The organism is Streptomyces canus, from assembly GCF_030815415.1.
Lineage (GTDB): Bacteria > Actinomycetota > Actinomycetes > Streptomycetales > Streptomycetaceae > Streptomyces > Streptomyces canus_F.
Genome location: NZ_JAUSWW010000001.1, coordinates 9,369,627 through 9,392,080, shown reverse-complemented (window position 1 = coordinate 9,392,080; position 22,454 = coordinate 9,369,627). Strand labels below are relative to the sequence as shown.

At 70.7% G+C, this 22,454-nt stretch carries 17 protein-coding genes; 6 read left to right on the top strand and 11 right to left on the bottom strand.

Annotation, left to right across the window (positions count from 1 at the left end; genetic code table 11):
• Positions 1 to 27: 27 nt before the first annotated feature.
• From QF037_RS43555 to QF037_RS43545, 3 genes are read right to left on the bottom strand one after another with little or no spacing between them, the layout of a single operon-like run.
• The gene (locus QF037_RS43555; protein WP_307035134.1) at positions 28 to 1,734 is read right to left on the bottom strand and encodes an acyl-CoA dehydrogenase; all 1,707 of its coding nucleotides are present in this window, start codon (positions 1,732 to 1,734) and stop codon (positions 28 to 30) included.
• Positions 1,731 to 3,446: an acyl-CoA dehydrogenase family protein gene (locus tag QF037_RS43550; protein ID WP_307035132.1), complete on the bottom strand. Its 1,716-nt coding sequence runs from the start codon at positions 3,444 to 3,446 to the stop codon at positions 1,731 to 1,733. Before QF037_RS43550 ends, QF037_RS43555 begins: the two co-directional genes overlap by 4 nt.
• A complete protein-coding gene (locus QF037_RS43545) occupies positions 3,443 to 5,212 on the bottom strand; it encodes a fatty acyl-AMP ligase (RefSeq protein WP_307035130.1) in 1,770 nt (589 codons plus the stop codon). The genes QF037_RS43550 and QF037_RS43545 overlap by 4 nt, the downstream gene beginning before the upstream one ends.
• A 378-nt stretch (positions 5,213 to 5,590) precedes the next feature.
• On the opposite strand from QF037_RS43545, the gene QF037_RS43540 reads away from it, so the two are divergent.
• On the top strand, positions 5,591 to 6,028 hold the full coding sequence (locus tag QF037_RS43540; protein WP_307035128.1) for an ATP-binding protein: 438 nt from the start codon (positions 5,591 to 5,593) through the stop codon (positions 6,026 to 6,028).
• Positions 6,029 to 6,033: 5 nt separating this feature from the next.
• Here QF037_RS43540 and QF037_RS43535 read toward each other — a convergent pair whose 3' ends face one another.
• On the bottom strand, positions 6,034 to 6,465 hold the full coding sequence (locus QF037_RS43535; RefSeq protein WP_307035126.1) for an ATP-binding protein: 432 nt from the start codon (positions 6,463 to 6,465) through the stop codon (positions 6,034 to 6,036).
• Positions 6,466 to 6,617: 152 nt separating this feature from the next.
• Positions 6,618 to 7,196 carry a helix-turn-helix transcriptional regulator gene (locus QF037_RS43530; protein WP_307035124.1) on the bottom strand — a complete coding sequence of 193 codons (579 nt, stop codon included), beginning with the start codon at positions 7,194 to 7,196 and terminating at the stop codon, positions 6,618 to 6,620.
• 94 nt (positions 7,197 to 7,290) lie between these two features.
• On the opposite strand from QF037_RS43530, the gene QF037_RS43525 reads away from it, so the two are divergent.
• Positions 7,291 to 8,694 carry an MFS transporter gene (locus QF037_RS43525; RefSeq protein ID WP_307035122.1) on the top strand — a complete coding sequence of 468 codons (1,404 nt, stop codon included), beginning with the start codon at positions 7,291 to 7,293 and terminating at the stop codon, positions 8,692 to 8,694.
• Between the two features lie 10 nt (positions 8,695 to 8,704).
• Here QF037_RS43525 and QF037_RS43520 read toward each other — a convergent pair whose 3' ends face one another.
• From QF037_RS43520 to QF037_RS43510, 3 genes are all read right to left on the bottom strand, one after another.
• A complete protein-coding gene (locus QF037_RS43520) occupies positions 8,705 to 11,209 on the bottom strand; it encodes a SpoIIE family protein phosphatase (protein ID WP_373463887.1) in 2,505 nt (834 codons plus the stop codon).
• Between the two features lie 79 nt (positions 11,210 to 11,288).
• A complete protein-coding gene (locus QF037_RS43515; protein WP_307035120.1) occupies positions 11,289 to 15,542 on the bottom strand; it encodes a HAMP domain-containing protein in 4,254 nt (1,417 codons plus the stop codon).
• Between the two features lie 261 nt (positions 15,543 to 15,803).
• Positions 15,804 to 16,169, bottom strand: a complete 366-nt coding sequence (locus tag QF037_RS43510; RefSeq protein ID WP_307035118.1) for an STAS domain-containing protein — start codon at positions 16,167 to 16,169, stop codon at positions 15,804 to 15,806.
• Between the two features lie 206 nt (positions 16,170 to 16,375).
• On the opposite strand from QF037_RS43510, the gene QF037_RS43505 reads away from it, so the two are divergent.
• Together QF037_RS43505 and QF037_RS43500 are read left to right on the top strand one after the other, a co-directional pair.
• Positions 16,376 to 16,810, top strand: a complete 435-nt coding sequence (locus QF037_RS43505) for an ATP-binding protein (protein ID WP_307035117.1) — start codon at positions 16,376 to 16,378, stop codon at positions 16,808 to 16,810.
• Positions 16,811 to 16,868: 58 nt separating this feature from the next.
• Positions 16,869 to 17,519 (top strand): uridine kinase family protein, encoded by a 651-nt coding sequence (locus tag QF037_RS43500; RefSeq protein ID WP_307035115.1) that lies wholly within the window; start codon positions 16,869 to 16,871, stop codon positions 17,517 to 17,519.
• Between the two features lie 16 nt (positions 17,520 to 17,535).
• Here the strand turns inward: QF037_RS43500 and QF037_RS43495 are convergent, their stop codons facing one another.
• From QF037_RS43495 to QF037_RS43485, 3 genes are all read right to left on the bottom strand, one after another.
• Positions 17,536 to 18,501 carry a YihY/virulence factor BrkB family protein gene (locus QF037_RS43495; protein ID WP_307035113.1) on the bottom strand — a complete coding sequence of 322 codons (966 nt, stop codon included), beginning with the start codon at positions 18,499 to 18,501 and terminating at the stop codon, positions 17,536 to 17,538.
• 165 nt (positions 18,502 to 18,666) lie between these two features.
• Positions 18,667 to 19,086 carry a hypothetical protein gene (locus QF037_RS43490; RefSeq protein WP_307035112.1) on the bottom strand — a complete coding sequence of 140 codons (420 nt, stop codon included), beginning with the start codon at positions 19,084 to 19,086 and terminating at the stop codon, positions 18,667 to 18,669.
• A 431-nt stretch (positions 19,087 to 19,517) separates the two neighbouring features.
• Positions 19,518 to 19,841 (bottom strand): hypothetical protein, encoded by a 324-nt coding sequence (locus QF037_RS43485; protein WP_307035110.1) that lies wholly within the window; start codon positions 19,839 to 19,841, stop codon positions 19,518 to 19,520.
• Positions 19,842 to 20,061: 220 nt separating this feature from the next.
• Here QF037_RS43485 and QF037_RS43480 point away from each other — a divergent pair, with 220 nt between their 5' ends.
• Positions 20,062 to 21,084, top strand: coding sequence for a LacI family DNA-binding transcriptional regulator (locus QF037_RS43480; protein WP_307035109.1), 1,023 nt, complete (start codon positions 20,062 to 20,064; stop codon positions 21,082 to 21,084).
• 230 nt (positions 21,085 to 21,314) lie between these two features.
• The gene (locus tag QF037_RS43475) at positions 21,315 to 22,448 is read left to right on the top strand and encodes a GH12 family glycosyl hydrolase domain-containing protein (protein ID WP_307035106.1); all 1,134 of its coding nucleotides are present in this window, start codon (positions 21,315 to 21,317) and stop codon (positions 22,446 to 22,448) included.
• Positions 22,449 to 22,454 lie beyond the last annotated feature (6 nt).

Here is a 22,454-nt window from a genome sequence, read left to right as displayed (position 1 = left end):
CTTGTCATCGATGGCGGCGCCCTGTCATCAACGGAGGCGCTGTCCGGGCGGGCGCCGGTTCGACAAGCCGAACCCGCGGCGGTCGCGGTGCCGGGACAGGACCTCCGCCGACAGCCGTTCGGTGACGTGGCGGGGCCGCTGCCCGGGGTCGCGGCCCATCCGTTCGGCGATCCGGCCCAGCGCCGCGACGGCCCAGCGGGGATCGCTGAGGAACGCGTCGTGCCGCTCCCGGTTGTGGAGCCAGATGTTCACGCAGGCGACCGCCGCGAGCACCGCGGCGTAGCGCGCCGCCAGCCGCAGCGCCTCGGGCCGGGCGGCGACGGTGAGATCCCCCGGGGCCAGTGCGGCGCATTCCCGTCGTACGTCGGCCTGTTCGGCCGCGATGACGAGAAGCAGCCGGCGCAGCTCGCCGTCCGGTTCGCAGGAGTCGAGGGCCGCCGGGAGCGAGGCGCTGAGGCTGTCCCGCCCGCCCGAGCTGATCGACAGCCGCTCGAAGGACAGCGGCGGCAGGTCCGCGCCGAGGCGGAAGACGTCGGCGGGCGGCTGGGTGTCGTCCAGCCATCCCTTGCGCGCCAGCCGAGGCAGCTGCGGCAGCACCGTGCTGAGGCAGGCCACGCGCGCGGTGTGGCCGAAGCCCGCCGGCGCCAGGTCGCGCAGGTGCTTCTGGAAGATCCCGTAGCCGCCGTCGCGGATGTAGAACTGGGCGCCCAGCACCCGCGAGAGCGCGTCCATGGCGTCCATGAGGAGGGTGGTCACGAAGTACTTGGCGGCCGACGCGTACAGGCTGGTCTCGCCGGGGAGCAGATGCACCGAGCGTGCGGTCACGGTGGCCAGGCAGTCGCAGATCAGCAGGTCGGTGAAGGCGTCGGCGAGGATCGCGCCGATGTGCGGCATGCCGGCCAGCGAACGCCCGTACAAGACGCGCTCGTCGGTGAACCGGGCGGCGACGTCGAGGCCGGTCTCCAGGATGCCCACCGTCATCGCGGGCAGCGCGGTGCGGGTGATCTGGAAGGAGCGCAGCGCCGTCTCCATGCCGAGCCCGGGCGCGCCCAGCGCCGCGTCCGCCGGGATCGGGCAGTCCCGGAACTCCAGTCCGCCGAGCTGGACCCCGCGCATTCCCGCGCTGCGGAAGCGCGGCAGGTGGACCGGCGCGCCTTCGGGCAGGTCCGCCTTCTCCACGAACAGCTGGGAGTGGCTGCGACTGCCGGGCGCGGCCGACGTGCGCGCGAAGAGCACCATGGCCTCGGCGCGCCCGGCATTGGCGATCACTTCCTTGCGCCCGTTGAGCCGTAGCCGCCCGTCGTCGCCCGGCAGCGCCGAGAACTCGGCCCGCGCGACGTCGTTGCCGTGCGCCAGCTCGTGGTAGCCGGAGACGGCCCGGCCACCCGACAGCAGCACCTCGGCCATCCTGCGGCGCTGCCGTTCGTCGCCCGCGGTCCAGACGTTGACCGCGGGGATGAGGCTGGCGGCTCCGTATCCGAGGCCCAGGCAGGGGTCGTGGCGGAAGACCGTCCGCATCACCTCGATGAGGTGGTCGAGCCGGGTCAGCCGTCCGCCCAGTTCGGGCGGGACGAATTCGGCGTTCAACCGGTAGTCGTCCAGCAGCCGTTCGCCCGCGGCGAGCATCTCGCCCGCCTCGTCGGCCGCCAGCACCGCGGCGTGACCGGTCGGATTGCCCGGATCCCAGGGGTCGCCGAACCGGCTCTCAAGGTCGTCGACGGTCTTGTCGATCACGAGGTGACCACCGAGGTCGGAGGAGCGGAGGGACGACCGGCCGCACGAGCGTCGAAGAGCCGGTCGAACACCTCGCCGTCGGTCGGCCGTCCCGACGGGCGTACCGAACGCAGCACGTGGGTGAGGACCGCTTCCAGCCACAGCAGGTCCTCGCCGGGGGTGCGGTTGTGCAGCCACACTCTGAGGGCGGCCGCACCCGCGAAGCACTGCTCGTAGCGGCGCGCCAGCGCGAAGGCCTCCGGCAGTGCGTCCTGGGAGGCGGGAGGGCTCAGCGCCAGCTCGTCGTGGAGCCGGTCGCAGCTGTCGGTGAGCTCCTCGGCGAGGTCGGCCACGCCTGCGGGAACCTGGCCTGCGGAGGCCAGCGCACGCAGTTCACCGCTCGCGGTGCGCAGGCTCTGTGTGAAGCTGCACCCGCCGCGCGCCAGCAGGCTCAGCCGGTCGAGCCGGGCCGGGGGCGGCGGGACCGACAGGTCGGCGGCGCGGGCGACGCCTTCCTCGTCGGCGGTGCCCTCCCGATGACCGCGGGCCAGCACCGGGAAGTGGTTGATCAGGACGTGTTGGTTGACGAAAGTGCTGCCGTCGAAGATGCCGACGACGCGGTGGTCGCGTTCGAGCTTCTGGAACGCGCCGTGCTCGTGGACCTCGGTGAGGAACGCGCGGGCGCCCAGCAGTTCGCCGCAGGCGGTGATCAGCTCGTCGACGCGGGTCGGGACGTACGACTTGGCCACCGCGGAGATGACGGTCATCTCCTGCGGCAGGGTGTGCACACTGCGGGCCGCCAGCACGCTCACGATCTCGGCGGCGTGGAGCGCGGCGTACGCCTCTCCGAGCACGCGGCGTACATGCGGCAAGTCGATCAGCCGACGGCCGTACAGCTCGCGCCCCGCGGCGAACTCCTCGGCCAGCCGCACCGCCTGGTCGGCGGCGCCGAGCGACAGGGCCGTACAGGCGGTCCGGGTGAGCTGCAACGCCTTGAGCACGATCTCCAGCCCCGCGCCCTGCTCGCCGATCAGCGCGTCGGCCGGGAAGGGGCAGTCGTCCAGGGCGATCCCGCTGATGTCGGCGCCCCGGATGCCGTGCGTGGGCACCTTGGGCAGCGGCCGCCAGCGGTCCGCCGGGAGCCGCCGTTTGTCGGCCAGCAGCAGGCTGAAGCCGCGCGGCCCGCCCTCCGGCCGGGTGCGTACGAGAAGGCAGAGCAGCGTGCCGCGGGTGGCGTTGTTGATCAGCCATTTCTCGCCGTGCACGCGGAAGCCGCCGGGTTCCGGTGTGGCGGTCATCTCGCCGGCGAGCAGGTCGCTGCCGTGGCCGCGCTCGGTCAGGCCCCATGACACCGGCGCCCCCGCGATGATGTCGGCGCCGAGTGCGCGCGCCTGCTCCGGACGGCCCGCCAGCCACATGCAGACGCCTCCGAGGAACGTCTTGCCGTGTCCGATCGCGACGGTCAGGTCGCGGCGCGCCACCGCCCGCAGCGCCGCGACGAGTTCGTCGTAGCGGGTCAGCACGCCGCCGAACTCGGCGGGCACGTACAGGCGCGGCAGGCCCATCCGGTCGAGTTCCCGGCAGCTGTCGGCGGGGAACCGCTCGGCGCGGTCCAGCTCGGCGTTGCGGGCGTAGGAGAGGAGGGATGCGGGGTCGGTCGGATCACCGAGCGCGCGGTCGAAGCCGTCGAGGTCGAACCGGCCGGTGTCGGTCAGCAGGTCGGTCACCGTCACGAGGCGTCACCGCCCGCCGGGTCGCCGAGCCGGGCGCGGACGGCCGGCGACAGTTCCGCGTGCAGGATCTCCAGCTCGCCGCCGAGAAACCGCCGACGCAGCAGTCGGCGCTGGATCTTGCCGCTGGTGGTCCGCGACACCGTGCCGGGCGGCACGAGCACGACGTTGTGGGCGGGCACCCCGACCTCCCGGGTGAGGCGGTCGCGGACACTCGCGACGGCGCGGGCCAGCTCGTCCGGCTCCACCCGGCGGGCCCGGTACTCGCGGACGACCACGACCTCCTCCTCGGGCACCGGCACCGAGAAGGCCGCACCGACCCCGCCTTCCAGAGCCGGGTGGGCCTGCCGCGTCGCCGCCTCCAGGTCCTGCGGGTAGAGGTTGCGGCCGCGGACGATGATCAGCTCCTTGCTGCGGCCCGTGACGTACAGCTCGCCCTCGTGCAGGATTCCCAGGTCGCCGGTGCGCAGGAAGCCGCTCTCCCCGTCGGGCGTGACGGCGTCGAAGACGCGCCGGGTCTCCTCGGGCCGTCCCCAGTAGCCCCGGGCCACGTTCGGACCGCGCACCCAGATCTCGCCGACCCGGCCGTCCGGCAGCACCCGGCCCGCGTCGGCGTCGATGATCCGGACGTCGAGGTACTCGGCGGGACCGCTGCTGACGATGCGGTGCACGGCGGCGCCGGTGGCCGGGGCCAGCAGCTCGCCGCGCTCGAACGCGGCGGCGTCCACCTCGGTGATCACGGCGCGGCGGGCAGGCCGGTCGCCGCAGACGACCAGGGTCGTCTCGGCCATGCCGTAGCCGGGGAGCATCGCCTCGGGTCGCAGCCCGGCGGCGGCGAACCGCCGGGTGAACGCCTCGACGGTGGCGGCCTGGACGGGCTCGGCGCCGTTGACCGCGCACCGCCAGCGCGAGAGGTCCAGGCGGGCCAGTTCCTCGTCGGTGATCCGCTGGACGCACAGGTCGTAGGCGAAGTTCGGAGCGGGCGAGAAGTCGATGCCGTGCCGGTCGATCAGCGTCAGCCAGGTGTGCGGGCGTTTGAGGAAGGCCAGCGGCGGCATCAGCACGCTGCGACCGCCCAGGACGAGGGGTGTGAGGAGTAGCCCGATCAGCCCGAAGTCGTGGTAGAGCGGCAGCCAGCCGCCCACCGGGCGGTCGGCGCTCATCCCGGAGATCGCCGCGAGGATCTCGGCGTTGGCCAGCAGGTTGGCGTGGTCGACCATGACGCCCTTGGGGGCGGCGGTGGACCCCGAGGTGTACTGGAGGAAGGCCAGAGCGTGCGGGTCGGCCGGTGGCGGCCGCCACCTGCTCGCCGCGGTCAGCTCGTCCGCGCGGTCGGGTGCGAGCACGGTCATGCAGCGGAGATCCTGTTCCTTGGCCCAGGACGCGAGCGCTTCCAGGTCCGTCCCCTCGGCCAGGGCACCGACCGCTCCCGCGTCCCGGGCGATCGCGGCGAGCCGGTCGGTCTGCTTCCGCTGCGAGCCGTCGGGCGGCGGTGCGGGCACCGGGACCATGCCCGCGTACACGCAGCCCAACAGGGACTTCGCGAACCCCGGCCCGGAGGGGTGCAGCACCAGCAGGCGGTCGCCGCCAGCGAACCGTTCCTGCAGCAGCGCGGCGACCCGGCGGGCGGCCCGGTCGAGTTCGCCGTACGTCAGGGTCTCGTCAGCCTCGGCGCGGAGCGGGTCCGCGCTGAAGGTCAGGGCCGTCCGGTCACCGTGCTCGTCCGCCCTCGCTCGCATGAGTTCGACGAAGGTCCTGTGCTGGTGCATGCGGTGTCAGCCTCCATCGGCGGGATGGTCTCGACGGCGGGACGTTGGGCGACCGGGCGTCACCCGGGGGCGGCTCCCTCTCCTACCGGCCTGCGAGAGGAACCCATGTGACGGAAGGGACGGATGGGGCTGGCCATTGCCCCACCCTAAAGGTCATTCCGGCGCCGCCGGATGAGTAATTGGCAAGACTTGTGGGTGAGTTGAGGCTCAAGCCACGGCGGATCGTTCGATAAGAGGGCCGTTCGGTACTCCTCGGCAAAAGGGTGGGCAGAATGCGACAAGGCGAGCCGGGTATCCGCTGAAATGAGCACGGCACAGGTTCTGACCTGGTCGGGACAGGGCCGTTCAGCAAAGGCGTAGAAAGGGTGCTTTGACCACATGACCGCACAGCATGGTCATACGGCCGACAGGGCAACGACTGCGCCCCCGGTGACGACCGCGGCCGCGGCCCGGGACTACGCGCGGTCGGTCGTACGGCAGCGCTGGGACTCGGCGTCCCGCACGGCACGCGAGGAGGATGTCGTCGATCTGCTTCTCGTCGTCTCCGAACTCGTCACCAACGCCATCCGCCACGGTGACGGACTCGCGGCGTTCGAGGTCGCCCTCGCCGAGGACGGCGTACGGCTCACCGTCCACGACAACAGCGACGCCGTCCCCGACGTCGCCTACGGCCGCGGCGAACTCCCCTCGGGGGGCCACGGGCAGGGGTACGGCTGGCCGCTCATCATCCGCCTGGCGCGTGAGGTCGTCATCGAACCGCGCCCCGGGGGCGGCAAGTCGATCAGCGTGCTGGTTCCGCTGCACGCCCGGCCATAACGCCCTCACCAGGGAAGAAAGACATGTATGTCCTTCCCGTCGTCCTTCGCGACGACGCTGACCTGGCTGCACAGGGTATGGATCAGATACCAGCCGACCCCGCCGTCCCGGTCGCGTCGGAAGGGACGCGGGGCCGGGGGTGTGCTGCTCGTGTCGTGGACGACGACATGCACGCCGTCGAAGGTCCTGCGGAGCCGGACCTCGAAGGGGCCCGGCGCGTACTGGACCGCGTTCGCGGCCAGTTCCGTGACGACCAGGAGGATGTCGTCCCAGTGTTCCGGCGCGGCCGGCGGTGTCACCCGCGCGAGGCCGTCGAGGAACTGCTCCGCGTCCAGGCGGGCGTCCGTGACGTCGTGCAGATCGCCCGGGTAGCGTGTGACCCGCTCCCGGACGGTTTCGGAGCCCGCACTTCGGTCCCGACTGTGCTCGGTTGTCATCTCGCCTTCCCCGCTCGGAGCCGCGCACCTGACCGGCTCACTGGTCTCTGTGGTCTCTTGGCTTCCCACGAGCGTGAGGGCTACGCATACCGGGAGCGGTCGGCCCGCCGTACCGTGCCCGCGGATTCGGACCACTGCCCGGGTGCGGTAGGTCACGACGTGGCTGACGGGCCCGTGCGGACGACGGCTTGGTCGCCGTGGGGGCCGAACAGGTGCAGGATCTCCACCGCGTCCGCCTCGGCGGGGCCGAACCAGTGCGGTTCGCTGGTGTCGAACTCGGCCACCTCGCCCGGGCGGACGGTGAACTCGCGTTCTCCCAGGATGAGACGGAGTTCGCCGGCGAGCACGTAGAGCCACTCGTAGCCGGCGTGGGTCACGAGTCTCGGTTCACGGTGGGCGAGCACCTGCTTGAAGACCTGGACCCGACCCGGGTACTGCGTCAGGGGCACGACGACGCTTCCGCGGTCCCTGCGACGGGGTTCCAGGTGAACGCGTGGGTCACCGGTGGCCGGAGCCGCCACCAACTGATCGAGCGCGACGCGGTGCGCTCGTGCGAGCGGGATGAGCAGGTCGAGTGTCGGGCGCCGTTTGCCTGACTCCAGGCGCGACAGCGTGCTCAGAGAGATCCCGGTGTCTTCCGCGAGGGCCTCGAGCGTGAGTCCCCGGTCGCGTCGCAATGCACGCAGCCGTGGCCCGATGCCGTCGAGTATCTCCACGAGTTCGGCGTCCATGGGGTCCATTTTGCAGTCTCCGCAAATCTGCTGGGCGGGTGCCGTCGCCTGATCCGAACATGGGCCGTCAGACGACCCGAACAGAGGTGGACCCATGACCGCGACAATCCTGGCTGCTCAACCCGTCTTGAGCGCCCGACGGCGTTGGACGGTCCTGGCCGTCTGCGCGCTGAGCATGTTCCTCGTCGGCCTCGACACCACCATCGTCAACGTGGACCTGCCCGTGATCGGCCGCGGCCTGGGCGTGGGCACCCGCGGCCTGGAATGGGTCGTGGATGCCTACACCGTGGTCCTGGCCAGCCTCCTCATCTCCTCCGGCGCCCTCGCGGATCGCTTCGGCCGGCGTCGGGTGTTCCAGTGCGGACTGCTCGTCTTCGGTGGTGCGTCAATGGCGTGCGCCGTCGCCCCGTCGCTCGGCTTCCTCGTCACGGCACGGGCCGTCCAGGGCGTCGGCGCCTCGATGCTGAGCCCCGTGGCTCTGGCGATCGTGGTGAGCGCGATGCCCGATCCACGGGAGCGGGCCCGGGCGATCGGCGTATGGGCGTCGGTCTTCGGGCTCAGCATGGCGGCGGGCCCGGTGACCGGCGGATGGCTCATCGCCATGTTCGGCTGGCGGTCGGTGTTCTGGATCAACGCACCGATCATCGTCGCCGCCCTCGTCCTGGTGGCCGTGCTCGTACCGGAGTCGTACGGACAGCGCGCCCGGCGGCTGGACCTGCCCGGCCAGGTACTCCTCGCGGTGGCCCTGTGCGTCTCGGTCGGTGTCCTCATCGAAGGGCCCCGCATCGGTTGGACCTCACTTGCGGCGACGGCCGGCTATGCCCTGATCGTGATGGCCACGGCCGGGTTCACATGGGTCGAGCTGCACCGGAGCGAGCCTTTGATGGATCTCGGGCTCTTCCGGCGGCCGCCGTTCGCTTCGTCGGTCGTGGGCGCCGTGGCAGTGTTCGCGGCCCTGAACATCACTCTTCTGCTCAACACGTTCTCTCTCCAGCACGCCCGCGGATGGACGCCGCTCGCGTCCGGCATGGCGACCCTGCCCATGGCGCTCGGTGCCACCCTGTGCGCGCCATGGTCCGGCAACTTGGTGGCGCTCCTCGGCCCACGACGTCCGCTCGTCCTCGCGGGCGGGTTCACCGCCGCCGGTGGTCTGTGCATGGTGAATGTCGGTCAGGACACCAGCGTTCTGCTGATTCTGCTGTCCCACCTGCTCATCGGCATCGGATTCGGCTTCGCCAACGCGCCCCTCACCAACACCGCGGTCAGCGGCCTGCCGCAGTCCCGTGCCGGCGTGGCCGGGGCCATCACCTCCACCGCACGCCAGGTCGGCGCAGCGGTCGGTATCGCCGCCGCAGGGGGGCTGGTCGCAGGCGTCGGCCCCGCCGGCCTCGCCCATGCCACCCGTCCGGGATGGCTGCTCGTGACGGCCTGCGGACTGTTCCTCCTCATCGTGGCGCGAGCCGCCCACGCCTCCGAGAAGGCATCACCGACGCCCTGATCCGGTACCGCTAGGCGACCCGGATGCCCACGACACACGTGTCGTCGTCCGTGTCGGACCTGCTGTGGGTGAGCAGACGGTCCAACTGCTGTCCAAGGGTGGGCTGCACAGTGCGCGCGGTCGTCAGCAGGTGGGCCAGTGACTCCTCCATGGAACGGTCACGGCGTTCGATCAGGCCGTCCGTGTACATCAACAGGGTGTCGTCGGCGGCCAGTTGCATCTCGTGTTCCTCATACGTCGCCTCCGGCACGGCGCCGAGCAGCAGACCCTTGACCAGAGGCAGCGTCGTCGCCTCGCTGCCGCGCACCAGGACCGGCGGCAGATGGCCCGCCCTGGCCCAGCGCAGGTTGCGGCGGTCGGGATCGTAGAGACCGCAGACCGCCGTGGCGGTGACGGCCCCGCTCAGATGGTGGGCCACCATGTTCAGCCAGGACAGCAGCTGACCCGGCCCGGCACCGGTGACGGCGAGCCCGCGCAGCGCGTTGCGCAGGACGACCATGCTGGTGGCCGCCTCGATGCCGTGTCCGGCGACGTCCCCCACGCACAGCAGCACCAGCCCGGAGGGCAACACGACGGCGTCGTACCAGTCGCCGCCGACCAACTGCTCCGTCTCGGCGGGCCGGTAGCGCACCGCCACGCGCAGCCCGGGTGCCTCGAGCGGTGCCTGCGCCGGCGGCATGATGGCGTGCTGCAGCTGGAGGGTCAGACGGTGGCGTTCACTGGCCCGCTGCTCGGTGTGGGCGAGCTGGTCGCGGGTGGCCGCCAGCGCCACCTCCGTCCAGTGGTGGGCGGAGATGTCCTGATAGGCGCCCCGTACGAGATGCAGACGGCTGTCGGAGTCGAGGACCGGCTCGGCCGCCACCCGCAGATGCCGGGTCACGCCGTCGGGCCGCAGCAACCGGAAGGCGGTGGAGGCCGGCCGGTGGTGGTGCAGGAGGGTGCGCAGGAACCGGCCGATGGCGACCGCGTCGTCCGGGTGGGCGTGGGCGGGCAGATCCTCCAGCGAGATGGGTCCACTGGACAGGGGCTGGCCGTAGAGGTGGAAGAGCTGGCTGTTCCAGGTGATCTCACCGGTCAGCCGGTTCTCCTCGAAACCACCGATGCGACCCAGCCGCTGGGCGTGCTGGAGCAGGTTCGCCAGGCGCGCCGTCTCGTCCTCTATCCGCCAGATGAGCAGCACACTGCCGCCGTGCCGGCTGATGCTGACGTCGGCGACCGCCGCCAGCGGCACGTCGTCCAGCAACTCGGTGAGCCGCATACGGCGGGCGCGGAAAGGCTCCCCCGTGGCATGGACGCGTTCGACCTGCTCGAACAGCCCGTTCTCACCGGCGGCCATCGGATACGCCTCCAGCAGGAGGGCCCCGCCCACCACGCCCCGCGGCCGGCCTGCGGGGTCCAGGAAGCGGGCGTTGACATGCTGGATGCGGAAGTCGACGAGTTCCCCCGCGGCATCGACGTGCGGGACGAGGACCAGGGCGGGGTCGTGGAGCCCGTCGGCCAGGTCCATCAGCTCGGCGGCGTCGAGCAGGACCCGGGCCCCCAGGGTGCCGTCGCCGCCGTCCCGCGGGTCGTACGACTCCAGAGTGTGGGAGCACAGCTCCGCCAGAGCCTCGATCTGCCGGACGATCTGCGGGGGCTGGGGCTCCAGCCGGGCCGGCCAGACGATCTCCAGGACACCGTGGATGCGGCCCGCGGTGCCGGCCGGCACCGCGACCCGGCCGCCGTCGGGGTGCTGATGCCGGCCGATGGAGGGCAGACCGGTGTCGGACAGTCGGCCGATCCACTGGCCCGTGCGTTCCGAAAGACCCCGGCGCGCCACGGTCGCCACACCCGGCGGCACGTACCGCCAGCGTCCTGCTTCCGCGGGGGAGAAACCGGCGCTGCCCGCAAGGGTGAGCGAACCCTCGGAGCCCAGGGCCCAGATGGCCACGGCCACCGCGCCCAACGGGGTCAGCGCATGGGCCAGCAGGGAGTCGGCGACGCTCTGCGCGTCCGGAGCGGCCAGTGCGGCACTCTCCGCGGAGCGCAGTTCCACGGCCGCCGCGCCCTGGTCCGGCGTGCCGAGCGCGACGGTCCCGCCCGCCGCGGCCGCGAGAAAGGCGGTCGTCACTTCGGAGAGCCGGTCCCGCGAGGCCTGGTTGATCACCTCGACGGCGAACTCGAGCGGTGTCACACCCGCCTGTCCGGTCAGCTCGGCCAGCTGCCGGGCGGCCTGTGCCGGCCCGCACCCCAGACGCTCGACGAGGATGCCCTTGGCCAGTTCGATCAGGGCGCGTCCGTCCGCCTCCGCCTGTGCCGCGCGCACCTCCTGCCGCAGCCGCTCCACCGTCGCCGCGAGCCGGCCGACAGGCGTCTGCCGGGCAGCCATGTCCTCGCCGCCGATCCCGGCCCCCGTCGGGTCCGCGCCGCTGCGGGCTCCGGGCAACGAGGCGGAACCCGGCCCAGGGGACGGCTCAGCGCCGGTCGCCGGGTCGTCGGCGCCTGCCGGATCGGGCGGCTGGTGAAGTCGGCTCACGATGAGGCTGTTCCTCGGTTCGAACGTCCAGGGACGACGACACTGGGTCGGCGGGCAGGCGCGGCGGCATGACCTTCCGTCATGCGAGCAGCCGGCGTCGTACGCGGTCGATGAGGTCGTTGGCGTCGACGGGCTTGGTGACGTAGTCGTCCGCGCCCGAGGCGAGGCTCTTCTCCTGGTCGCCCGGCATGGCCTTGGCGGTGACGGCGATGATGGGCAGGTTCGCGTACTGGGGCATCCGGCGGATCTCCGCGGTGGCGGCGTACCCGTCCAGCTCCGGCATCATCACGTCCATCAGGATCAGTGAGATCTCCGGGTGAGCGAGCAGCATCTCGATGCCCTTGCGGCCGTTGTCGGCGTGCAGGACCTGGAAGCCGTGCAGCTCCAGCACCCCGCTCAGCGCGAAGAGGTTGCGCGCGTCGTCGTCGACCACGAGGACGGTACGGCCCCGGAAGGAGTCGTCCACCACCGGCTGGGCCGGCTGCGGGGACTCCTCCGCGTGGACGAGGGCCAGGACCTCGCCCGGTTCCTCGGCGGACAGGTGCAGCGTGATGTGTTCGCGCAGCTCGTCCAGGCTGGACAGGAAGTCCAGCGGACGGCCGCCCGCACGGGAGCGCAGCATCTGTTCCTGTGTCAGGTCCAGCCGGTGACTGGTGTGGACGAGCACGGGCACGCTGGCCAGCGCCGGGTCGCCCTGCATGGCTTCCAGCAGCTGCACCCCCTCCTCGTCCGGCATGCCGAGCTCCAGCACGACGCAGTGGCAGGGTTCGGCGGCCAGCGTGCCGGCCGCCTCCTGGGCCCCGACGGCGGTGATGATGTCGATCGTCGCGCGCGGGTCGTCCGGGTCCGGCGCGAGGTCGGCGACGGCACGCTCGGCGACAAGGGTGAGCAGACCGCGCAGCCGCTCCTCGACCACGAGCAGGCGGCGTCTGCGCCGCTCGGGCGCCGCGGGGGACGCGAGCGGTGTCCCCGAGATGGCATCGTCGTGCGGCTGTTCCAGCGGCCGGCCGCCGCCGAGCACCTCCTTGAAGTCGGCGCGGGCGACGGGCAGATAGAGCGTGAAGGTGCTGCCCTGGCCGGGGGTGCTGTCGACGGTGACGGCTCCGCCGAGCAGATGGGCGATCTCCCTGGTGATCGACAGCCCCAGCCCGGTGCCGCCGTACTTGCGGCTGGTGGTCCCGTCCGCCTGCTGGAACGCCCCGAAGATCGTCTCCAGCTGCTGCTGCGGAATTCCGATGCCGGTGTCCTTCACCCGGAAGGCCACGACCGGGCCACCGCGATGGACCCCGGGGGGCACCTCCCGGTCCGCGGCGGGTTCGATACGCAGTTCCACGCCGCCCTGCTCGGTGAACTTCACCGCGTTCGACAGCAGGTTGCGCAGGATCTGACGCAGCCGGGAGTCGTCGGTGAGCAGGTCGGCGGGGGTGCCCGGGGCGGTGGCCACGGCGAAGTCCAGGCTCTTCTGCGTCGTCATCGGCCGGAAGGTCGCCTCGACGTACTCCAGCAGTTTGCGCAGCGGGACGCGTTCGGGGGCGACATCCATCTTGCCGGCCTCGACCTTCGACAGGTCGAGGATGTCGTTGATCAGCTGCAGCAGGTCCGAGCCCGCCGAGTGGATGATGCCCGCGTACTCGACCTGCTTGTGGGTGAGGTTGCGCGAGGGGTTCTGGGCGAGCAACTGGGCCAGGATCAGCAGGCTGTTGAGCGGGGTGCGCAGTTCGTGGCTCATGTTCGCCAGGAACTCCGACTTGTACTTGGACGCCAGCGCCAGCTGCTGGGCGCGGGTCTCCAGTTCCTGTCGTGCCTGCTCGATCTCCAGGTTCTTGGCCTCGATGTCACGGTTCTGTGAGGCCAGCAGCGAGGCCTTCTCCTCCAGCTCGGCGTTGGAGCGCTGCAGTTCCTCCTGCTGGATCTGCAACTCCTGGGAGCGGGACTGGAGTTCGCCGGTCAGACGCTGGGACTCGTCCAGCAGCTCGTCGGTACGGGCGTTGGCCACGATGGTGTTGAGGTTGACGGCGATGGTCGGCATCAACTGGGTCAGGAAGTCCTGGTGGATCTGAGTGAAGCGGGTGACGGAGGCCAGCTCGATGACTCCGAGGACCTGGTCCTCGACCACGATCGGCAGCACCACCAAGGCACTGGGCACCGTCTGTCCGAGGCCGGAGGAGATGGTGACATAGCCCGGCGGCAGCTCCTCCACGGTGATGGCGCGTTGGTTGCGGGCGGCCTGCCCGACCAGCGAGCGCCCCACGGGGATGCGGACGGGCCGCTCCGCGTCGTCGGGATAGCCGTACGAGCCCACCAGCCGCAGCTCGTGACCGCGCTCGGTGTCCTCGGCCAGGTAGAAGGCGCCGTACTGGGCGGTGACGAGCGGCGCGAGCTCGTCCATGATCAGCTCGGCGACCACGGGCAGCTCCCGGTGGCCCTGCATCAGGCTGGAGATCCGGGCGAGGTTGGTCTTGAGCCAGTCCTGCTCCTGGTTGGCCCGGGTGGTCTCGCGCAGGGACTCCACCATGGAGTTGATGTTGTCCTTGAGGTCGGCGACCTCGCCGGAGGCCTCCACGGTGATCGAGCGGGTCAGGTCGCCCTCGGCGACGGCGCTGGTGACCTCGGCGATCGCGCGGACCTGCCGGGTGAGGTTCCCGGCCAGTTCGTTGACGTTCTCCGTCAGCCGCTTCCAGGTGCCCTCGACGCCCTCCACCTCGGCCTGTCCGCCGAGCCGGCCCTCGCTGCCGACCTCGCGGGCGACCCGGGTGACCTCGGCGGCGAACGACGACAGCTGGTCGACCATCGTGTTGATGGTGGTCTTCAGCTCCAGGATCTCGCCCCGGGCGTCGACGTCGATCTTCTTCGACAGATCGCCGTTGGCCACCGCCGTCGTCACCAGGGCGATGTTGCGGACCTGGCCGGTGAGGTTGTTGGCCATGGAGTTGACGTTGTCCGTCAGGTCCTTCCACGTGCCCGCCACGTTCGGCACGTGCGCCTGCCCCCCGAGCCGCCCCTCCGTACCGACCTCGCGGGCGACCCGGGTGACCTCGTCGGCGAACGCGGACAGCGTGTCGACCATGGTGTTGATGACGTCGGCCAGGGCGGCGACCTCGCCCTTGGCCTCGACGGTGATCTTCTGCGACAGGTCTCCGCGCGCGACGGCGGCGGCCACCTGGGCGATCGAGCGGACCTGACCGGTCAGGTTGGACGCCATCACGTTGACGTTGTCCGTCAGGTCCTTCCAGGTCCCCGACACACCCCGGACGATCGCCTGGCCCCCGAGATTGCCCTCGGTGCCGACCTCGCGGGCGACCCGGGTGGCCTCGTCGGCGAACGCGGACAACTGGTCGACCATCGTGTTGATGGTGTTCTTCAGCTCAAGAATCTCGCCCCGGGCATCCACGGTGATCTTCTGCGACAGATCCCCCTGCGCCACCGCGGTGGCCACCTGGGCGACATTGCGGACCTGGGACGTCAGGTTGCCCGCCATGAAGTTCACGGAGTCCGTGAGATCGCGCCAGGTGCCCTTGACGCCCTTCACGTCCGCCTGCCCGCCCAGGCGGCCCTCGGTGCCGACCTCGCGGGCGACCCGGGTGACCTCGTCGGCGAACGCGGACAGCTGATCGACCATCGTGTTGATGGTGTTCTTCAGCTCAAGAATCTCGCCCCGGGCATCCACGGTGATCTTCTGCGACAGATCCCCCTGCGCCACCGCGGTCGTCACCTGGGCGACATTGCGGACCTGGGACGTCAGGTTGCCCGCCATGAAGTTCACGGAATCGGTCAGGTCGCGCCAGACACCGCCGACACCGGGGACCTGGGCCTGACCACCGAGGCGCCCCTCGCTGCCGACCTCACGGGCGACCCGGGTGACCTCGTCCGCGAACGCGGACAACTGGTCGACCATCGTGTTGACGGTCTCCTTCAGTTGCAGGATCTCGCCGCGCGCGGGCACGTCGATCTTCTGCGACAGGTCACCCTTGGCCACCGCGGTCGCCACCTGGGCGATGTCGCGCACCTGCGTGGTCAGATTGCCGGCCATGGCGTTGACCGAGTCGGTCAGGTCGGCCCAGGTCCCCGAGACTCCCGGAACCTCCGCCTGGCCGCCCAGGGTGCCCTCGGTGCCCACCTCGCGCGCCACGCGCGTGACCTCGGACGTGAAGAGGGACAGCTGATCGACCATGCCGTTGAAGACCGTGGCGATGTCACCGAGCAGGCCCTCGCCGTCGGACGGCAGCCGGGTTCCGAAGTCACCGTCACGGACAGCGGTCAGGCCGGCCAGCAGCTGCCGTAGCTCCTGCTCGCCCGGGGCCCGTTCCGCGGCCTCGATCGTCTTGCCGGTCATGCGCACCCTCGTTCCGCTCCCCAAGAGCCCTCACCCCGAGGACTCGGAACCGCGCCAGGCCGTGAAAGGCCCTGCCCATCGCCCGCGTTTCCGCTGTTCACGGACGGCGCACGATGAGGAAATCCGGTGAAGGCTAACGCAGTTGTCGGGCGACAACCAAAGCCTGGCGCGAGCCGGCCGCCCACTCGAAAAAGCCGTACGGAAGTGGCATGACACAGCCGCCTCGGGGCACTCGAAAAGGTTCGGCTCCGACGACGACCATCATTGCGCGAGGGCATCCCGAACGGTCGGATAACAGGCGACGAGGGTGTCGAGCCCGACGAGCTGCACCGTGCGCAGCACGGCACCCCGCACCCCCACCAGCCGTAGCCATCCCCGCGCGGCCTGCGTGGCCTGGTACGTGGCGACCAGGGCATTGACCCCACTGGAGTCCATGAACGTCACCCGGCTCAGATCGACGACGACCCGCTGCCCGGCAGCCGCGCCCTCCGGAGGTACGAAGCGGGTGAGAGCCGTCACACTCTGGTAGTCCACCTCACCGTGGAGGCTGAGGACGGTGACGCCCTCGACGTCAGACCGGACCACGGACAGCCGGCCCTGGCCCACTGCTTCCTGGTTGTCTGCCACTCGTATCCTCTGCACGCTCGGGGGCTGAGCCACGTCTCCGTTTTGCCAACGTTGCCCCGCTCCCCTGCCCGCGATGCGCGCAGATCAGCCATTCATAGGATCGCGACACAGGAGTGATACGGGATTTACGGGGTATTCGCGCGCTCATGAACGGGGTATTGGAGATCGTCGGCAGGGAACCTGTCCCGCGCGAGGAGTGTTCCCGGATGCCGGATGACGCACCTGCCGAGATGACCGTGGCTCTTGACGGGGCCGTCGGCTGTATCGCCGACGCGAGGTCCAGCGCGTCCGAGTTCCTGACACGGGCCCAGCGCGAACACGGCCTACCGGTGTCGGCACGCGCCATGGACCTGACGCAGCTGGTGGTCAGCGAGCTGGTCACCAACGCGCTCAAGTACGCGCCCGGGCCGGTGATGCTGCAGTTGCGCATCACCGGCGGCTCGGTGGAGATCACCGTGTGGGACACCGACCCGACCCTCCCGACGGCCCGGAGCGCCGACGCCGGACGGGTGGGCCAGCACGGTTTGGAGATCGTGATGGCCGTGGTCCAGGGCTTCGAGGCGCACCGCGAGCCCGTCGGCAAGCGGATCACCGGTCGGCTCGCGCTGCTCGACGATCCACTGCTGGACTTCGACGGCTGAAACGACTCTCACACCGACACGGACGGACGCGCTCCCTCGGCTCCGGAGAGGGTCGGCGATGCATCTGCATCCAGGCGAGACCGAGGCCGTCGGCTGGCGGGTGGTGCCCCTGCTCGATGCCGTCCGGCAGCTGCGGGACGCGTCACCCGCCGTCACCGGACGTCCGCGGGTGATCGCGATCGACGGCCGGGGCGGCGCCGGCAAGACGACCCTGGCCGAGCGGCTGCGCAGGGTCGCGCCCTGCTCCGCCGTCGTGCACACCGACGACATCGCCTGGAACCACGCCTGCTTCGACTGGGGTGCCGTACTCGTCGAGAACATCCTGCGGCCCTTGCACCGGGGGGAGGCGGTGGACTTCCGCCCTGATGCCTGGGTCGCCCACGACCGGCCCGGATCGATCACCGTCCCCGCCGGTGCGGACTTCGTCTGGGTCGAGGGCACCGGCATCATCCGCGAAGAGCTGGCCCCATGGCTGGACGCCTCGGTGTGGATGCAGGGTGACCTCGACGAACAGGGGCGCTTGTTGGCCGTCCGCGACGGCGACTCCGCCGGGCAGCGGGAACATGTGGCGGCCTGGCTGCTGGAGGAACTGCCGTTCCTGGTGCGCGAACAGCCCTGGGCCCGAGCCACCTTGATCGTCGGCGGCCCTCCACGGCTCGACCACGACCCGGACACCGAGTTGGTCATCGCCCCGCCGACCAGGCCCTAGGGCGGCGACAGTGCGCTCACGGCCCTGGTCCCGGGTCCGGATGGACGGCCGCTTCGATGCCGGCCCGGGCCGCTTCCAGCTGGGCGGCGAACGCGATGCCCAGGAACAGCGCGACAGCGGTGAGGTTGGCCCACAGCAGCAGGGCGATGAACGCGGTGAGCGGACCGTACACCGCTCCGAAGGCACCGCTTCCTTCGACGTACAGGGCGAGCAGCCAGGTGGCCGACACCCACAGCAGGAGGTGCACGGCGGACCCGAACGCCAGCCAGGTGTAGCCGGGTTGGCGTCGGCGTGGCGACCAGCGGAAGATCACGGCGGAGGCCACCCAGGCCAGTACGAGCCCCACCGGGATGCAGAGCGCGCCCCACCAGCGCGCCCCACTGCCGTCCCAACCGGCGGTGTCCGCCACCGCTTCGCCCACCGCCCGGCCGGTGACCAGGACGACGAAACCCAGCATCAGGGGCAGGCCGGCGGCGAACGCGAGAGCGATCGCCCGCGCGTACTTGTGCAGGAAGGGGCGGTCCCTCTCGATGCCGTAGATACGGTTCGCGCCACGCTCGATCTGGCCCATGGCCGAGGCGAGGTTCAACAACGCGAAGCCCGTGCCGAGCCACAGGGCGAGGGTGCTCCAGACATCGCCGTGCGCGGTACGCCGTGCCCCGTCGAGGGCGTCCTCGACGATCTCGGCGCTGGCGCCGGGCACGATCCGCCCGAGTGTGAGCTCGATGACCCGGCCGAGGCTCTCCGTGTGCACCGTCGTGGCCAGCCCGACCAGCGCCACGGTGCACGGAACCAGCCCGAGCACCACCTGAAAGGCGAGGGCCCGCGCGTTGCTGAAGCCGTCGGCGTAGCGGAACCGGGCGACGGAGTCCGTCAGCAGCCGCAGGCTCCCGTAGTGACGCAGGGCGGTGAACGCCTCGTCGCCGGAGAGCTCCTCCCCGATCATGTCCCGGGTCTGCGGGACATGGACAGCGGTACCCATGGCGTGGACGCTCCTCGTCGTACGGCGGCTCTGCGTGCCAGCGCACCGTAGCCCCTGGCTCCCACCTCGCACTCGACGGGGCTCGAGTACCGGACCGGATCGACGCGAGCAGGCGACGGTGGGACGGGCTCGCGATCACGGTGATGACGGCTGGGCCTCAGCCACTCACGCGGCGCTTCCCTCTTCGCGTCCCGCCCTCGCCGGCGTGTGGGCCAGCGTCACCCGACAGGTGGTCTTCGACGGATCGGTGACGGGTTCGCCCCATGCGATACGCCCGCCCGAGCGCAGTTCCTCGCACACGTCCGTCGGCAGGGCGACGTAGCAACCGCCCCTGCCACTGGCGGAGTCGACGGGGCGCCAGTAGCCGTAACGGATCCGTCCGCCGGCGTGGACGGTGACGAAGACGGGCGTGCGGGAGTCGGACACGATGCGCAGCACGTCGGCCGCGGGAGCGTCGGGCGGCGTCGTGGATCTGGGCGGGCGCAGAAGCGAGGCTGCTCTCAGGCGGGTGAAGTCCGTACGGGCCGTCCGTTGGGGAAGGGCGCTCTCGCTGCGGTGCGGGGCGTGGGAGGGAGTCGGGGGCATCGGTGCAGCCTTTCCAGGGCGGAGGAACGGACACCGTTCGCCTCGTTCAGGTCCAATGTTGATCTTGCTGGTCCGCATTCTGGCGCCTGCCACTGACAATGCGGCACCGCGGCCCGATCGCCCCGGTCCCCGCACCACCGTTTCAGTGGCGCCGTCCCCGCAGCCTGCCGAGCAGCCGCTGAGCCTGGGCCCGGCGGCGTGGATCGGCAGACGCACGCCTCACCTGCTCCGCGGCACGCCGCCCCTGCGGACTCCTGCTGAACTGCTTGATCTTGGCCAACATGCCTGGCACGACTGTCCTCCTCACTCGGTCGGCGACAACTCCTCGGTGACAAGGAGTTCGTACGGACGCGGTTACCCCGACCCGGCCGCCTCACCCCTGCCGACAACGACTGCAAGGAACGGAGCCCTGCGGCACACAGGTGCCTGGCTCAGTCGTGCGGTGGTGGTGACGCGGCCTGCCGCTCGGCTCTGCCGACGCGTTCCTCAAGGGCCCGGATACGGTCGTAGAGATCGACCAGCGTCGCACCGTTGGCCACCACGCCGGGGCGCTGCCAGTGCCTTCGCACAAACTCCTCACGGCTCTCCCGCACCGCATCCTGGGACCCGGCCGGAGCCGCGCAGCCCGGTGCCCTCGAAGATCTGAGCCCGTCCGGCCCGGGCGAGGTCTTTTGGAGCCTCAGCACGGCCATTCCACCGAGCACGATCAACGCGAGAGCGGCGACGGGTATCAGCAATGCCCAGCTGGCCGACATGAGAACTGCCTAGTCACTTGCGGTAGTTCGACACTATCGACCCCTCGGCCCGCAGACGTCAGGCGCGTTGTGGCGCGTCCCCCGCCGCATTCTCTCCGCAGAACGGGAGCGCTCCCAACCGTTGCGGGCAGGACGGTTCCTCTCGGACTCCGCCCCTGGTGAAGTCGTGTGCTCGATCCGCTCCGGCCGGTAAGATCGGTGATCTCTTGGGGGAGGTGGCATGGGCAGACGGCGTCCGGGGGCACCGACGCTGGAGGAGGTGGCTGCCCACGCGCAGGTGGGACGGGGCACGGTCTCCCGCGTCATCAACAACGCCGCGGGCGTGAAGGAGTCGACACGTCGGGCCGTGCAGCAAGCCATCGACGAACTGGGCTACGTGCCCAATCTCGCGGCACGTTCCCTGGCCGGACACCGGGCCGACGCCCTCGCCCTGGTCATGACCGAGCCGGACTGGCGGCAGTTCGCGGAGCCCTTCTTCTCCGAGATCGTCAGCTCCCTCGGGGACGCGCTGACAGACACAGGAATGCAACTCCTGCTGACCCTGGTCCGCTCGGACGCCGAACGGCAGCGCTTCCTCGAGTACGCGCGCGGCGGCCGGGTCGACGGCGTCCTGCTGATGTCCGTGCACGCCGGTGATCCGCTGCCGGACATGCTCGCCGAGGCCAGGTTGCCGACCGTACTGCTGGGGCGCCGCTCCGGTGACGAGTACGTCAGTTACGTCGACGTGGACAATGTCGGCGGAGCCCGCAGCGCCGTCTCCCACCTGCTGCGGCGGGGCCGCAGGGTCATCGCCACCATCACCGGGCCGCTCGACCTGCACGCCGCCCAGTGCCGACTGCGCGGCTACGAAGAAGCCCTGGCGCTGGCAGGCCTGAAGGTCGACAAGACCCGTGCCGCCGAAAGCGACTTCACGGCGGAGAGCGGACGTCGTGCCATGGCCGAGCTCATCGAACGGCATCCGGACATCGACGGCGTCCTCGCCGCGTCGGACACCACGGCGGCGGGAGCACTGGAGGCCCTGCGCGCGGCCGGACGCCGGGTGCCCGAGGACGTCGCCGTGATCGGCTTCGACGACTTTCCGCTGGCACAGCGGACGGAACCACGTCTGACGACGGTTCGTCAGCCCATCGATGAGATCGGGCGGGCCATGATCCGACTCCTCCTGGAGGAGATGGAGGAGGGCGCCGTGGCCTGGCGTCACGTCATCCTCCGTACCGAGCTGGTGGTCCGCGAGTCGACCTGATCGTCGCCCGCACAAGCCATGGGCGCGCTCCCGGAACCGGCGCACCGTGTCTGGCGAGACCTGCCTGACCTGTGTCTCCCGAATCGGTTCTACGCGTTCCTGTCGACAGCCTTGTCATGGACCTGAACCATCCCTACAGTCCTGCCCGAACCCAGGATTGGGAGCGCTCCCATTCACACAAGGTCGCGGGAACACTTCCCCGTTCCCCCCTCCCGCTGAAGAGGATCCGCATGCGTCCATCACCGCTCCATGCCCGCCGCGCGCGTGGCCTGCTCGGCGCGCTGCTCACCTCGCTCGTCTCGCTCGCCGCGCTGCTGACCACCGCCCCGGTCGCACAGGCCGACACCACGATCTGCCAACCCTTCGGCACGACGACCATCCAGGGTCGCTACGTGGTCCAGAACAACCGCTGGGGCACCAGCGCCACGCAGTGCGTCACGGCGACCGACTCGGGATTCAGGATCGCCCAGGCCGACGGCTCCGTCCCCACGAACGGTGCCCCGAAGTCGTATCCATCCGTCTACAACGGCTGCCACTACACCAACTGTTCGCCCGGCACCAACCTTCCCGCGCAGCTCAGCACCATCTCCAGCGCACCCAGCAGCATCTCCTACGGCTTCGTCAGCAACGCGGTGTACAACGCCTCGTACGACATCTGGCTCGACCCCACGCCCCGCACCGACGGCGTGAACCGGACCGAGATCATGATCTGGTTCAACAAGGTCGGCTCCATCCAGCCCATCGGCTCCCCGGTCGGCAACGCCAACGTGGGCGGGCGCGACTGGCAGGTGTGGTCCGGCAACAACGGCGGGAACGACGTGCTGTCGTTCGTCGCTCCGTCGGCGATCAGCAGCTGGAACTTCGACGTCATGGACTTCGCCCGGCAGGCCGTCTCCCGCGGACTCGCCCAGAACAACTGGTATCTGACGAGCGTTCAGGCGGGCTTCGAGCCCTGGCAGAACGGCGCCGGTCTCGCCGTGAACTCGTTCTCCTCCACCGTCAACAAGGGCGGCTCCTCCGGTGACCCGGGCACCCCCGGGGGCTCCACGGCCTGCAAGGTGGCGTACGCGGCGAACGCCTGGCAGGGCGGCTTCACCGCCGACGTCACCATCACCAACACCGGCGCCTCCGCCGTCAGCGGCTGGAAGCTCGGTTTCACCCTCCCCTCCGGGCAGCAGATCACCAGTGCCTGGAACGCGAACCTCTCCGGGTCCTCGGGAGCGGTCACAGCGAGCAACGTGTCCCACAACGGCGAGCTGACGGCCGGCGGCCAGGCGACCTTCGGACTCCAGGGCACCTCCAGCGGCACTTTCACCAAGCCCTCCGGCTTCACCCTGAACGGCACCGCCTGCACCACCGCGTGACCCACG